This is a genomic window from Mycobacterium sp. M26, assembly GCF_001494595.1.
In the GTDB taxonomy this organism is placed as follows: Bacteria; Actinomycetota; Actinomycetes; order Mycobacteriales; family Mycobacteriaceae; genus Mycobacterium.
Genome location: NZ_LN929907.1, coordinates 1,023,327 through 1,036,655 on the forward strand (window position 1 = coordinate 1,023,327; position 13,329 = coordinate 1,036,655).

The 13,329-nt window shown below is 67.5% G+C and carries 13 protein-coding genes; 2 read left to right on the forward strand and 11 right to left on the reverse strand.

Going from position 1 to position 13,329, the window contains the following annotated elements; translation table 11 throughout:
- Positions 1-4: 4 nt before the first annotated feature.
- Positions 5-178 (reverse strand): hypothetical protein, encoded by a 174-nt coding sequence (locus BN3385_RS28000; protein ID WP_156432557.1) that lies wholly within the window; start codon positions 176-178, stop codon positions 5-7.
- Positions 179-193: 15 nt separating this feature from the next.
- Between BN3385_RS28000 and BN3385_RS04780 the strand changes: the two genes are divergently transcribed.
- Positions 194-499 (forward strand): hypothetical protein, encoded by a 306-nt coding sequence (locus BN3385_RS04780; RefSeq protein WP_059015470.1) that lies wholly within the window; start codon positions 194-196, stop codon positions 497-499.
- Positions 500-639: 140 nt separating this feature from the next.
- Here the strand turns inward: BN3385_RS04780 and BN3385_RS04785 are convergent, their stop codons facing one another.
- The 4 genes from BN3385_RS04785 to BN3385_RS04800 all read right to left on the reverse strand — a co-directional run bounded on the left by BN3385_RS04785 (position 640) and on the right by BN3385_RS04800 (position 4,080).
- Positions 640-1,572, reverse strand: coding sequence for an LLM class F420-dependent oxidoreductase (locus BN3385_RS04785; protein ID WP_082690283.1), 933 nt, complete (start codon positions 1,570-1,572; stop codon positions 640-642).
- A 10-nt stretch (positions 1,573-1,582) separates the two neighbouring features.
- Positions 1,583-2,065, reverse strand: coding sequence for a hypothetical protein (locus tag BN3385_RS04790; RefSeq protein ID WP_059015471.1), 483 nt, complete (start codon positions 2,063-2,065; stop codon positions 1,583-1,585).
- Positions 2,066-2,131: 66 nt separating this feature from the next.
- Positions 2,132-3,475, reverse strand: a complete 1,344-nt coding sequence (locus BN3385_RS04795) for an alkaline phosphatase family protein (RefSeq protein WP_231748629.1) — start codon at positions 3,473-3,475, stop codon at positions 2,132-2,134.
- On the reverse strand, positions 3,445-4,080 hold the full coding sequence (locus BN3385_RS04800; RefSeq protein ID WP_059015473.1) for a hypothetical protein: 636 nt from the start codon (positions 4,078-4,080) through the stop codon (positions 3,445-3,447). The genes BN3385_RS04795 and BN3385_RS04800 overlap by 31 nt, the downstream gene beginning before the upstream one ends.
- Before the next feature lie 210 nt (positions 4,081-4,290).
- Between BN3385_RS04800 and BN3385_RS04805 the strand changes: the two genes are divergently transcribed.
- Entirely contained in the window at positions 4,291-6,030 is a 1,740-nt protein-coding gene (locus BN3385_RS04805; protein WP_059015474.1) for an acyl-CoA dehydrogenase family protein, read from the forward strand.
- Here BN3385_RS04805 and BN3385_RS04810 read toward each other — a convergent pair.
- From BN3385_RS04810 to BN3385_RS04835, 6 genes are read right to left on the reverse strand one after another with little or no spacing between them, the layout of a single operon-like run.
- Complete coding sequence (locus tag BN3385_RS04810; protein WP_082690285.1) at positions 6,027-6,452, reverse strand: protease inhibitor I42 family protein; 426 nt, start codon at positions 6,450-6,452, stop codon at positions 6,027-6,029. The two genes, BN3385_RS04805 and BN3385_RS04810, sit on opposite strands and share 4 nt — an antisense overlap.
- Entirely contained in the window at positions 6,449-7,735 is a 1,287-nt protein-coding gene (locus BN3385_RS04815) for a lipopolysaccharide biosynthesis protein (protein ID WP_059015476.1), read from the reverse strand. Before BN3385_RS04815 ends, BN3385_RS04810 begins: the two co-directional genes overlap by 4 nt.
- Entirely contained in the window at positions 7,732-8,949 is a 1,218-nt protein-coding gene (locus BN3385_RS04820) for a glycosyltransferase family 4 protein (protein ID WP_059015477.1), read from the reverse strand. Before BN3385_RS04820 ends, BN3385_RS04815 begins: the two co-directional genes overlap by 4 nt.
- Complete coding sequence (locus tag BN3385_RS04825; protein ID WP_059016400.1) at positions 8,946-10,058, reverse strand: glycosyltransferase family 4 protein; 1,113 nt, start codon at positions 10,056-10,058, stop codon at positions 8,946-8,948. The genes BN3385_RS04820 and BN3385_RS04825 overlap by 4 nt, the downstream gene beginning before the upstream one ends.
- Positions 10,055-10,996 carry a glycosyltransferase family 2 protein gene (locus BN3385_RS04830; RefSeq protein WP_059015478.1) on the reverse strand — a complete coding sequence of 314 codons (942 nt, stop codon included), beginning with the start codon at positions 10,994-10,996 and terminating at the stop codon, positions 10,055-10,057. Before BN3385_RS04830 ends, BN3385_RS04825 begins: the two co-directional genes overlap by 4 nt.
- Entirely contained in the window at positions 10,993-13,278 is a 2,286-nt protein-coding gene (locus BN3385_RS04835) for a hypothetical protein (protein ID WP_156432559.1), read from the reverse strand. Before BN3385_RS04835 ends, BN3385_RS04830 begins: the two co-directional genes overlap by 4 nt.
- Positions 13,279-13,329: the final 51 nt, after the last annotated feature.

The window sequence follows — 13,329 nt, forward strand, 5'->3', positions numbered from 1 at the left end:
GCCGTCAGCCCCCGCCAGGCTGGTTGGGGAACGCCGGGCGGTGGGTGGGCCGGACGCTGATCTGCGGCGGCCTGGTCTGCGGAGTCGTGACGTTGGGTCTGCCATTGTCGGCCTGCCGCGGGTATTGCGGCACCCAGGTGTTGCGGGGCTCCGCCGAGGACGGCGGGGTTTCCGGCACGGGGCCGTCGTCGAGGTGTCGTCATTGCCGGGGCTGCCGGACTCGTCGGAGTCGCGGACCACCAGCAGTACTGCCGCGACGACCATGGCGACCACGGCCGCGCCGATGGCCCACAAGGCGATCGTCGCGGACTGCTTGCGGTACCAGGGTCGCTCGGGAAACCAGAACGCGTCGGCCGAGAACGGGTCGAACCCGTCGTCCGTGGCCAGCACGGGCAGCGCGGGATCGGTGGGCGGATCGTCGTCGTCAACCGGTGGCGGCGGCTCTCCCGCGCCGTTGGATGTCGGCTGCGGCGGGCTCACGGCCGATCCGCTCGGGTAGGGCTGATCGGGGTATGGGCCGAACGGATCGGGAAAGGGGATGGCGTCCTCGGCCGGATAGCCGGTGGCCCCAGTGGGGTCAGTTTTCGCCACGGCTACCTATGCTAGCCGCCCCGCCAGCACGAATGAGACTTTCCGCAATCAGGTCAGCTGGCGGGCCACCTCGGTGGCGAACAACTCCACATGGTCGAGATCGGACATGTCGAGCACCTGCAGGTACACCCGCTGAACCCCGGCCTCAACGTAGGGCGCCAGCCGGTCGACGATCTCCGACGGGGTGCCGACGAGCGGGGTGTTGGTGCGCAGTTCATCGACATCGCGGGAGATGGCGGCGGCCCGCCGGGCGATCTCGGCGTCATCGCGCCCGGCGCAGACGACGAACGCCGCCGAGTAGACGATGTCGTCGGGGCTGCGGCCGACCTTCTCGAGGGCGGCCCGGACCCGGCCGTACTGCGGTTCGACGAAGTCGAGGGTCGGGAATGCCAGGTTGAACTCCGCGGCGAAGCGGGCCGCCAGCGCCGGGGTCCGCTTGGCGCCACCGCCGCCGATGACGATCGGCGGGTGGGGTTGCTGCACCGGCTTGGGCAGCGCCGGGGACTCCGTGACGGTGTAATGGGTGCCCTCGTAGCCGAAGGTCTGCCCGGGCGGGGTGGTCCACAGCCCGGTGATGATCTCAAGCTGTTCGGTGAGCCGGTCGAAGCGTTCGCCCAGTGGCGGGAACGGGATCGCATACGCCTGGTGCTCGGCCTCGAACCAGCCCGCCCCGATGCCGAAGTCGACCCGGCCCGAGCTCATCGCGTCGACCTGGGCCACCGAGATCGCCAGCGGACCGGGGTAGCGGAACGTCGCGGAAGTGACCAGAGTGCCCAGTCGGATGGTGGTGGTCTCGCGGGCGATGCCGGCCAGGGTCACCCAGGAGTCGGTCGGACCCGGAAGCCCGTCACCGCTCATCGCCACATAGTGATCGGATCTGAAAAAGGCTGAGTAGCCGAGGGATTCAGCTGCCTGCGCGACGGCGAGCTGATCGTTGTAGCTGGCGCCCTGCTGGGGTTCGACGAACACACGGAAGTCCACCTGCGCCAGCTTAGAAGACCTCGACGCCCTCTGTGCTGATGAACATCCCGTGGCCGGTGCCGTCGTTGGTGAAGCGGGTACCGCTGCTGCTGGCGTCGATGGTCCAGCCCACCGCGTGGTAGACGCTGTAGTCGATCGTGGTGGTGGGGATCGCACCGAGATTGCCGCTGATCCAGCGGACGCTGCCCTCGGCGGTCACCTCCACACCGTTGGCCGGCTCGTCGTTGATGATCGGCGGGTTGGTGAAGTCGGACTCACAGCCCACCGACTCGGAGTTGATCTGACAGCGGGTCTGCCCGGACTTGGTCTCGATGTAGACGTATCCGCTGTCGCTGGGCGGCAGCGTGTCGCCGCCCTGTGACGGTCCCGACGGGGTGGTCGTGGTGGTGGGCGCTGCGCCGTCGATGGTGCTGCTGCAGCCGGCGCCCGCCAGAGTGGCGGTGGCCAGCAGGACCGCCGCCAGGCCGGCCTTCACGCCGTGCGTTGAGCGCATTAGTCCAGACTACGCACTCCGTGACGAAAGTTACTGCAGTGACTCGAGTGATCGAGCCCGGATTGGTCAGGCGACGTTGACGGTGACCAGGACGGGTGCCGGGCTGGGTGTTACGGCGGCCCCGGGCGGCGGGGGAAGCGGCGGATCGGTCGGCGCGATGACACCGGATCCGGTGGCCGTGGCCACCACCCGCGCCAGCGCCTGGGTGGTTCCCACCACGATGTCGCCGGTGATCTTCACCAGCGCCTCGGCGATGCCGGCCAGCGCGCTGATCAGGAAGATGTCCTGGTCGACGATGCCCTGCAGCTGCTCGGTGATGGTCGTGACGAAGCCGTCCAGGAAGTACGGGATCGAGGCGAACACGGTCCGGACACCGAGGGCGATGTCGATTCCGATGTTGGGGTAGCCGAACATGTCCACCGCGTCGTTGAGGGACTGCACCAGATCGACCGGGTCGACGATGCTGTTGCCCTTGGTGGCCAGCGACACCCCGTCGAAGTCCGAGCGTGCCGGCAAACCGAACAGGCTGATGATGGTCGGCGTGATGTCGGCGTTGGTGTAGCCCAGGTTCTGCTTGCCGTCGTTGGCGCTGTCGCCCTCGAGGTCGAAGATGACGAACGACGACGTCTCGTTGGGTGACTGGAAGCCGTGGCCGAAGCCCTTCGACTGCTGGTGGCCGTGATCGGTGGTGACGATCACCGTCCACTCCTCGCCCGGATTGGCGAGCTCCCAAGCGTCGATCGCGGCCATGATGTCGCCGATGTTGTCGCTGACATTGGTGACGGCCTGGGCGTACTCCGGTGAGCCGCCGCCATAGGCGTGACCGGCCTCGTCGACCTGCACCTGGTAGGAGAAGATGAACGTCGAGTCGGTGGCCGAGGTGTTCTGGATCATCTGAATGGTCTTCGACACGACCTCGGCGTCGGTGTCGGCCCAGCTGTTGGTGAAGTCGACGAACTCGTTGACGTCGGCGGCATACCCGCCGGCATTGCCGATGTCGTTGATGTACTTCCAGTCGGCGATCACCGCGGTGTCGATCGTGGAGTCGTTGTACTCGATCAGGTTGAACACGGTGGGCCAGGAGTTGTACGGCGCCGGGTTGAACAGGTTGTTGATCACCCCGCTCTTGTTGTCCCACACGCCGGTCAGAATCGTGGTCCAGGACGGCCCGGAGATCGTGGTGTGCCCGACGATGCTCGTTGCGCCCGTGACGCTTTGGTTCATCAGGTTGATGAAGTCCGCGTTGGCCACCGGGTCGGCGAGGATCTTGTCCAGGTTCGTGCCGTCGGTGCCGATCAGCAGGACGTGGGTGGGCTGCGCGGCGAGCAGGGTCGTCACCGCACTGGCGCTGCGCACCCGGCCACTGGTCGCCGAGGCGCTCAGGGTGACCGCGGCGGCCGGTGCCGGCACGGCAGGCGTGGGCAGCAACGGCAGCAGCGGGAATGCGACGGGGGCCGCTGGGGCGGGGGCGCGGAGGCGCTCAGGGTGACCGCGGCGGCCGGTGCCGGCACGGCAGGCGTGGGCAGCAACGGCAGCAGCGGGAATGCGACGGGGGCCGCTGGGGCGGGTGCGCGAACCAGCGCGGGGACGACGGCGGCGGCCAGTGGCGCCGAGGCTTTCGGCGCCGCGGCGGCGGTCGCTGCCGGCTCCTCGGCGGCGACCGTCTCGGTGCTCGATTCCTCAGCCGGGGCCAGATCACGCAACAGGGTCGCGGTCCGGCGCTGCGCCGCGCTCGGCTCCGGTGAGCGGGTCTTCACGGCTGTCGTGGTCTGCTGCGGCGTGCTGTCACCCGAGGCCGACCCGCTCCCGGTGTTCGTGGCGCCGGCCGATCGGGCCGACCGGCCCGCCGAACCGGCCTTCGACGATGCAGCGCCGGGGGAATCCGACTGCGACGTCCCTGGCGAGTCCGACGGCGAATCGTCGGCGTACGCGACGGCGGTGCCCAGCACCGTTCCCGCACCTGCGACCACGCCCGCGACCGCGGCACCCAGGCAAACTTGTTTGATCGTCGTCATATCGCACTCCCGGTGTCCGTCGGCTGGCATGCGGCTGTGGCCGTGACGCTAACGTGCGGCCAGCGGATGCACAGGCTTTTCACAGTCTTTGCTGAGCCGTCCCAGGTCAGTTATTACGGACAGCGGTCAGGACCTTCGAGTTGTCGGCGATCAGGCTTTTGCGTGCCCCGATCGCGCTAGATTCGGACGCCGTACCCAGAAAGGAGCCCGATGGCGACTTCCCCCCTACTGTTCAATCCGAATACGAACGATTTTTCGCAGTTCGATCCGGAGACCCGTCGCCAGCTTCGGGCACTCGTCGACTGGTTCGAGTCGCGCGGCAAGGTCAAATTGCTGCAGGACGACTTGGACGCGACCTGGGTTTCGGATTTCCTGGACTTCATCAAGCAGGAACGGATCTTCGCGACGTTCCTGACCCCGTCCGAGTACGGCATCGGCGATGACAACAAGCGCTGGGACACCTCGCGCAACGCCGCCCTCAGCGAAATCCTCGGTTTCTACGGCCTGGCCTACTGGTACGCCGAACAGGTCACCATCCTCGGTCTCGGCCCGATCTGGCAGAGCGACAACATCAAGGCCAAGGAACGCGCCGCCGCCGAGCTGGACAACGGCGGGGTGATGGCCTTCGCGCTCTCCGAGCGCGAGCACGGCGCCGACATCTACAACACCGACATGGTCCTGACGCCCGCCGCAGACGGCGACGAGGAGGGCGTGGTGTTCCGCGCCTCGGGGGAGAAGTACTACATCGGCAACGGCAACGTCGCCGGCCTGGTCTCGGTGTTCTCCCGCCGCGCCGACATCGATGGGCCGGACGGCTACGTCTGGTTCGCCGCGGAGAGCAGCCACCCGGCCTACAAGCTGATCGGCAATGTCGTGCACGGGCAGATGTATGTGAGCAACTTCCGGCTCGAGGACTACCCGGTGCGCGAAGAGGACATCCTGTGCACCGGGCCGGATGCCTTCTCGGTGGCGTTGAACACCGTCAACGTCGGCAAGTTCAACCTGTGCACCGCCTCGATCGGGATGTGCGAGCACGCCTTCTACGAGGCGATCACCCACTCCAACAACCGGATTCTCTACGGCAACCCGGTGACCGACTTCCCGCACGTGCGGGCGAGTTTCGTCGAGGTCTACGCCCGGCTGGTGGCGATGAAGCTGTTCAGTGATCGGGCCATCGACTACTTCCGCAGCGCCAGCCTCGAGGACCGGCGCTACCTGCTGTTCAATCCGGTGACCAAGGCCAAGGTCACCTCGGAAGGCGAAGTCGTCGTCCGGCTGTTGTGGGATGTGCTGGCGGCCAAGGGTTTTGAGCGCAATACGTACTTCGCCGAAGTGGCTCGGCTGATCGGCGCACTACCCCGTCTCGAGGGCACGGTGCACGTGAACGTGACACAGATCCTCAAGTTCATGCCGAACTATCTGTTCAACCCCGCCGAGTACCCGGAGATCGGCACCCGTGACGACCCAGCCGATGACGTCTTCTTCTGGGCTCAGGGACCGGCCGGGGGAGCCTCGAAGATCCAGTTCGCCGACTGGGCTCCGGTGTACGAGCGGCTCTCCGACATCCCGAACGTCGGCCGGTTCCTCGAGCAGGCCAGGGCACTGCAGCAGTTGCTCGCCACCGCCGCACCGGATGCCGAGCAGATGCGCGACCTCGATTTCATGCTGGTGGTCGGCCACCTGTTCACCCTGGTGGTGTACGGCCAGCTCATCCTGGAACAGGCTGAACTGCGTGATATCGACCGCGACGTCATCGACCAGATCTTCGATGTCCAGGTCCGTGACTTCTCCGCCTATGCCGTTGCCCTGCATGGCAAGTCGGGCTCTACCGAGGCGCAGCAGGACTGGGCGTTGGGGGCGGTGCGTAAGCCGGTAACCGACACCGACCGGTTCGATCGGGTGTGGCAGCAGGTCAGGAACTTCGACGGTGCCTACGAGATGCGGCCCTAGCCGACGGTGACGTCGGCGGTGAAGGTCCAGGCGTTCTTCTGACCGCCGGGCCACGGCTGGCCGTAGGTGGTGGTGATCGTCGCGGTCCCGGGCGCCATCGCCTGGAACGTCCACTCGTCGGATCCTGATGCGCCGGGCCGGCTTTCGGTCGGGGCGATGCTCCGGTGGCCGGACTGGGTCAGCACCGCGTCGTCGCTGATTTGGGCCTGCGCCGACCACTGGTAGCCGGTGGACGGGTTGGCGCCGAGCGAGATCGTCAGCGTGTCCCCGACGCGCAGGTCGGCTTGGCGGGTGATGGTCTTCTGGGTCAGCAGCTCGTCGTAGGACACCTCGACGGTGACGGTCTTGTCCGGCGGGGGGTCGGTGTGGGTGCAGGCGGTGGCGGCGGCCAGCATCAGCCCGATGAGCAGTCGAAGCCTCATCGGGCCGGGACCTCGAGGTGTCCGCGGTAGGCCCGCCACACCAGCGGTCCGAGCACGACGACTTCCACGGCGATGGCGATCACCCAGCCGAGGGTAAGCCCGGTCAGCCCGCCGCGCAGCGCACCCACCGCGGCGCCCGTCAGTTCCACCGCGCTGAGCGCACTGATCAGTGCTGCTTCGCGCCCCACGGTGCCGAGGATGCGCGCCATGGCCACGTGATGGTCCCGGATCACGACGCCGAAACCGCCGAGGCACAGAATGATCAGCGCCAGATGGCCGGACTCCTCGTAGGCACGGCCGAACATCCGCAGGACCAGGCCGCCGAACGGCAGGATCAGGATGTTGGCGGCCAGGCAGGCCAGCATCGAATAGCGCAGCGTCACCCGGAACTCTTTGAGGATGGTGCTTGAATCCCTGGCCCCGGAGGCGAACAAGGCTGTCGATAGCGCGATCGGCAGGACGAAGACGAATCCCGCGACCGACCACACCGAGTAGAGGTAGCCGGCCTGCTGGGAACCCATCGTCACATTGGCCACGATCGGCATCGCGAAGTACGGCACCTGCAGAGACAGGTTGAGCCCGTGGTGCTTGGCGGCTTCGAAATGCAGGCCGTGCAGCACCGACAGGGTCGGCAAGACCCGGCGCAGGCCCACCCGACGCTTGTACATCAACCAGATCGATACCGCCGTGATGGAGACGACGTTGGCCACGAACCAGCTGGCGTAGATGCTGATCGAGCCGAACCATGACAGGCTCAGCGCGAACCCGATCAGGAGCGCCAGCTTCACCACTGCATGAATGGCATTGCGGCCGAATTGGATACCGCCGCCGAGCACGCTCAACAGTGCGGAGTCCAGCATGAGTCCGATGCCCTGGGCGCCGACGCCCGCCGCAAACAGCGCTGTGGTCCAGACTTGGTGGCCCACTTCGGTGATGCCGAGAAAACTCGCCGGCAGTACCAGCGCGCAGATCAGGGCGACGACACCGCCGACCACGCCGCAGACGACGGCGGCGGTGGACACCAGCTGACCGCGGCGCTCCCGCATCGAGGGCAGTTGTGCCATCAGCGCGGTACCGAAGCCCAGGACGGTGAACGGGGCGATCAGGTTCATCGCGGCAATCGCCGTGGCCGCTTCACCGACCGCCGAGGCCGGGAAGAAGCGCGCGGCGACCACCCAGTAGATGAACCCCAGGCCAGAGGTGACCACCGTGGTCGACACCAGCGAGGCGGCGCTGCGGAACAGGAAACCGAGCTTGCCGCGGTGCTCGGCGTCGCTGGTCATCCCGCCGCCTCGCGGTACATCTGCTCGATGCGCTCGACGACGGAACTGATGGTGAATTCGCGGGCGCGGTCCCGCCCCGCTTCACCGAAGGCCGTGGCTCGCTGCGGGTCGGCCAACACCTCGGCCAGTGCGGCGGACAGCGCCGCGACGTCACCGGGGGGTACGAGCCGGCCGGTGTGCCCGTCGACCACCATGTCCACGATGCCGCCGGAGGCCGCCGCCACCACCGGCCGCCCCGCGGCCATCGCTTCGAGGACGACGGTGGGGCAGGGGTCGGCCCACACCGAGGGGACCACCACGGCGCGTGCCGACCGGAACAGTTCGACCACTTCGGCGTGCGGCAGCGGGCCGGTCCACTGGGCTCCCGGCGGGAACTGCCACTGCTCGGTAGACCGTCCGGCCAGCACGAGTCGGGGCGGATCCGGCAGTGCCGCATAGGCATCCAGCAGAACTTGAACACCTTTGTCGGGGCTGAGGTCGCCAACGAAGAGCAGTGGTGCGTCGTCCGCGGTGGGCGGGATTTCGTCCAGGACGATCTCGTCCGGGATGAAGTTGGGGATGACGCGTGCGTTCAGGCGTGCGCGGTGCAGCCAGCCGTCACCGGGCAGTGCGACCGCCTGGGCCACCGCACTGCTGACGGCGGCGACCTTGCTGATGCCCTTGGCCCGCCGCCGTGCGGTCCACGCGTTGGCCAGGACGGTGACGGTGCCGTTCGGTAGTCCGTAATGATCGGCCGCGCACGAGAGGCAACGCCTTGGCGCCGGTCCCGGGCAGCGCTGCTTGCCATGCTCCATCAGCCTTTTGGTGGCGCAGATGTGGCTGTAGTCATGCAGCGTCATCACCAGCGGAAGCCCTGCGCGTGCCACCGGTCCCAAGGCGCTGTTGACGATCCAGTTGTGCGCGTGCACCACATCGAAGCGTCGGCTTTCGAGCTGACGTCGGATCGCGCTGCTGACGACAGGGTCCGGCAGTGGCAGGGCATGCGGGCGTTCGGGATCGCTGTAGAGCATCGGCAGCCGAGCCGCGGCGGTGTGCACCCGGACCACCCGAACGCCCTCCTCGATCGTCTCGCCTGCGCTGGCGGCGTCGGTGGCGAAGCCGAGCAGGGTGACGTCATGTGAGCGGGATACCAAGGCGCGCGCGAGGTTCCACACGTGCCGTTCCTCGCCGCCGGACACCGGTGGCAGGAACTGGGCCAGCAGGAGAATCCTCATCGGCGGACCTCCTGGTACAGCCGGAGCAACTCGTCGGCACAGTCATCCCAGGTCGCGATATGCGGCGGCGGCGTACGCGGGGCCGCCGCCACGGCCAAGGCGGCCGCGGCGACCTGCTCGGGTGGGGCTTCCAGTGCGATCGTGGTGGCCAGGCCGGCGCGGCCGATTTCGGACAGCCCCGAGGTGTCGGCGATGAGTGCCTTGGCGCCCGTTCCGATGGCTTCCATCACCGCCACCGGATGGGCCTCGTAGTCGCTGAGCAGGCAGACGACGTCGGAGTTGGCCACCACGTTGCCCATCTCACCGCGCTCGTCGGGGCCGTAGCCGCGGATCGACACCCGTTCTGCGACACCGAGTTCTGCCGCCATGTCCCGCAGCTCCTGCTCGTAGGGGCCACTGCCGATCAGCGCCAGCCGGGCACCGGGAGCCTGCGCGAGGATCGCGGGCAGTGCCCGCAGGATGCGGTGGTGACCCTTGTAGCGTTCCAGCCGGCCGATGGACACCAGCAGGGGATCGCCGTCGGGGACCGGTGCGGAGGTGTCGACCGGCAGCGGGTCGCAGCCGTTGCGGATCAGCCGGATCTCGGCGGCCGGGATGCCGAGTGCCTTGGCGAAGGTGTCCCGTTCGAACTCGCACACTGCCACCAGGGCCGCCGCTGAACGCAGCCGTGGCGCAATCACTTTCCATTGCAGCGAGCGGGCGGACTCCCGCAACCCTGACGAGTGGCCGCCGGTGTGGAACGTCAGCACCGTCGGGATCCGCGACCGCCTGGTCGCCGCCAGCGCCATCGGCGGTACCAGCGTGTGGACGCCCTGGATGTGGGCGACGTCGAAGTCGTGGGTGTGGCGAAGGTAGCGCGACAGGCCGGGGGCGAAGTAGTAGTCCTTCGAGCGCGGGTAGGCCGGCCAGCGCCGGACCCGGTAGCCCGCCATCATCTCGTCAGTGGGGAGTTCGCCGGAGGTGTCGGTGGTCAGCACGGTGACGTCGACGCCGCGCTCGGCCAGCCGGCGGGAGACCTCATGGATGTGGGTCTCGATTCCGCCCATGAAAGGCAGCGCGCGGGCGGCCACCATGGCGACCCGCATCCGATGTTGGGTGTGTTCGGTCATGAGGCCCTGCTCCGCCATGCGCCGATCCGGCCCGACGCCGTCCCGACCAGATAACCAACTGTGGTGTAGCCCAGCCCGATCACGATCGCCGCGGCGCGCAGCAGGCCGGCGCCCTGCCCGCGGAAGGTGTCGCCGATGCCGCGCAACACCCCGGCCGGCAGGGTGACCCTGGTGTAGGTGCGCTCCGAGGACAACCCGGCACCGACGCCGACGAGCCGGGTCACCTGTGCCTTGGACAAACCCTCGGAGTAACAGCGGGTGCGGAAGTAGGAGAAGCTCTGCCGTCCGGCCGGAACATGATGCGATACCGCTGCGGTGTCGTCGAAGAGGAAAACACCGTCGGGGTTGGCCTTGTTGGCGCGGATGCAGAACTCGGTCTCTTCGCAGCCGACCGGTCGTGAGATCAGCGCTGAGCGGCCGATATCGGAGGCGAACCCGCCGTCGGCGAACAGCTGTCTGCGGAAGGAAGCGTTGGCGCCGATCACATTTCGCACCACGCCGGGCTTCTGGCCGATGTAACTGCAGCCGATCACCCAGTCGAATTCGGGCGGCCACCAGGCGGGACGTTCGGTGGCCCACTCCGGGTCGATCCGTCCGCCGACCCCGAGTACGTCGGGGTCTTCATAGTGCCGGGCCAGACCGGCCAGCCAACCGGGCTGGGCGGCGGCATCGTCGTCGAGGAAGACCACCACATCGCCGGTGGTCAGTTCCACGCCGGTGTTGCGAGCGCCGGACAGGCCCCGCTCGTGACTGTTGGGCACCACCCGCACGTCGGGGAACCGGTCTACCAGCCGGGCCTGGAGCGCGGGATTGTGGTCGACCACAACGATGAGGTCATGTGGCGGCGGGTTCTGCGCCCGAACCGATTCCACCGACTCGAGGATCTCCTCCCAGCGGTCCTCGGTGTACACACAGATCACCACGGCACAGCTGATCATGCGCCACCGCCCGAAGGTCGAACGTGAACGGCCGCCGGATCATCGAGGATCTCGTGGACCCTGATGCTGTCGCGCACGGCGGCGTCGACAATGGCGACGGCAAGCACACCCGAAATGGGAATCGCCAGGAGGACGCCCTGCCCGACGCGGCGCCACTGCACCCGGTCCCAGCCGGCCCGGATCAGCGCTGCGGTTCGGCGCGGGTTGGATACCACCACGATCGCGATCAGCACTCCGACCGTGATCGGTGTCAGCCAGATGTGCAGAAGTAGCAGGATGATCGAGACCAGCACCGCGCCGGCGACCGTGATCGCGAACATCAGGGCCGGTCCGGCCGCGTCGTACCAGCGCCGTACCCCGGATCCGATCCGGGCGCCCAATGGGCTTCGCCCGATGCCGGTGATCGCGAGCCCGCCGAGGACGCCGATGAGCAGTTGCGTCAGCAGACTGACGTGTGGCGTCTGCCCGTACCAACCATTGCGCGCCTCCGGCACCCCAAGCCCTTTCAAGTCGTAGATCGAGACCGGCCCGTGCCGGTACACGAGTTGAATGCCGGGAACGGTATCGAATTTGGTGAGCTCCCAGTCGGTGAGTTGCTGGATTTCCGGAGTCTCGCCGCTGACGAAGTACGAACCCAGATGCGGTAACTCCTCGGCCATCCGGCGATCGACGTAGAGGTAGCGCAACCGCAGTCCGCGGGCGGTGTCGGTCTGGGCCTGGTTCCAGTCATCGGCGAAGTACAGCGAGGGAACGTCGAGTTCGAGGTCTTCGTCCTTCATGACCGGCCACAGGCCCGCTCCGGAGGCGAACAAGGTCGAGCTGACCCGGTCTGCGCCCATGCGGCTACCCGGTTGCAGGTTGTCGCGGGACCAGGCGACCGCGGCCAGCGTCTCGGAATCCATCGAACGACTGTCCGCGGCAACAAGGTAGGGCCCTGGCAGGCGTGACCACGTGGGTCCGCTGCCCAGGATGTATCCGCCGACGAACATCAGCGAGGCCAGCACGATGGCCACGGCTCGTCCGGCCGGTGCCCGCCGGGACTTCGAGTGCCGGGAGTCATGCCACCAGAACCGCACCGCGAAGTGGCCCACCAGAAGGCTGAACGGCAGGAACAGGAAACTGCTGGACCGGTCGAAGATTTCACCGCCCTTGGGCACCACCCGGGCAGCCATCAGAACCGGGAGAAGGCAGACCAGGAACAACAGCAGCAGGGACGGCAGCCAGCGCCGGGGACGGTGTTCACGCGGGCCGATCAGCCGTCGGCCCCACCAGTTGAATGCGTAGATTGCCAATGCCAGAACGGCGAGTGCGAGCGCTATCGCATAGTAGAGCAACAGGATTCGTTCCCACAGCGGCAGCACCGACCCGCCGGAATCATGGAAGGGCTTGCGCCGCAACCCACCTGAGAGCTGCGCGGCGACGTCGTCGACGATGGGCCCGAAGTAGCCCTGTAGCAGCGACCACTGCACCATCGCCCACGCCAGCGTCGACGCCACGGCAACCAGCGCGCCGTAGCAGACCCGAATGCGAGCCTGGCCGTGTTCGACCACGGTCCACAGCACCAGGAACACCGCGGTGAGGAAGCTGGTGATGTGGTGGGTGACCGCCACACCGAACAAACAGACAGTGGCTCCGAGGAACAGCGGGACGGGATTGTCGGCGAACCGAGCCCTGGCAAGCAGACTCACGGCCGCCAGGGCCAGGGGCAGAGCCAGTGTCTGGTAGGCGAACTGGGAATTGAAGAACACGAACTGCGGCGACACCGCGTAGGCCGCCACGGCCAGTCCGCCGGCCCGCGCGTCACCCGTCAGTTGTTCGACGGCATCACAGAGCACGGTGACCAGTAGCAGCCGGCAGATGAACACCACCACGACGGCAGCCGCCATGGCCGGCAGACCGATCTGGTGCAAGAGCACGGTGAGCGCCTCAAGCCCCGGATACTGCGGGCTGACCCCGAGCAGCGGGTTGGCTTCGAAGAGGCGGTGCGAGGAGATGATGTCGCCCAGCGTGCGCATGTGGAGTTGCTCGTCGAACCCGGTGAACAGCAACGGGTTGGTGGCATGCCACATCAGTGCCGGAGTCAGGCCGAGGCAGACGACAGCGGTGTTGCGTGCCGCGCGGGTCAACACCGGCCGGGTCAGGACATAGAGCGCACTGCCGAACGCCAGGGCGAATGCGGCAACGGAGATGACTTCGGCGATTCCGTCCTGGCCCCGTTGCGCCAGCAGGATGGCGCCGACCTGAAGGGCCAGCGCCAGCGTCTGCCAGGCGACAAGAATCACGGTGTCATCATGAGTGTCCTGGGCCGCTGCCGCTGTCACTTTCGCAGGTCG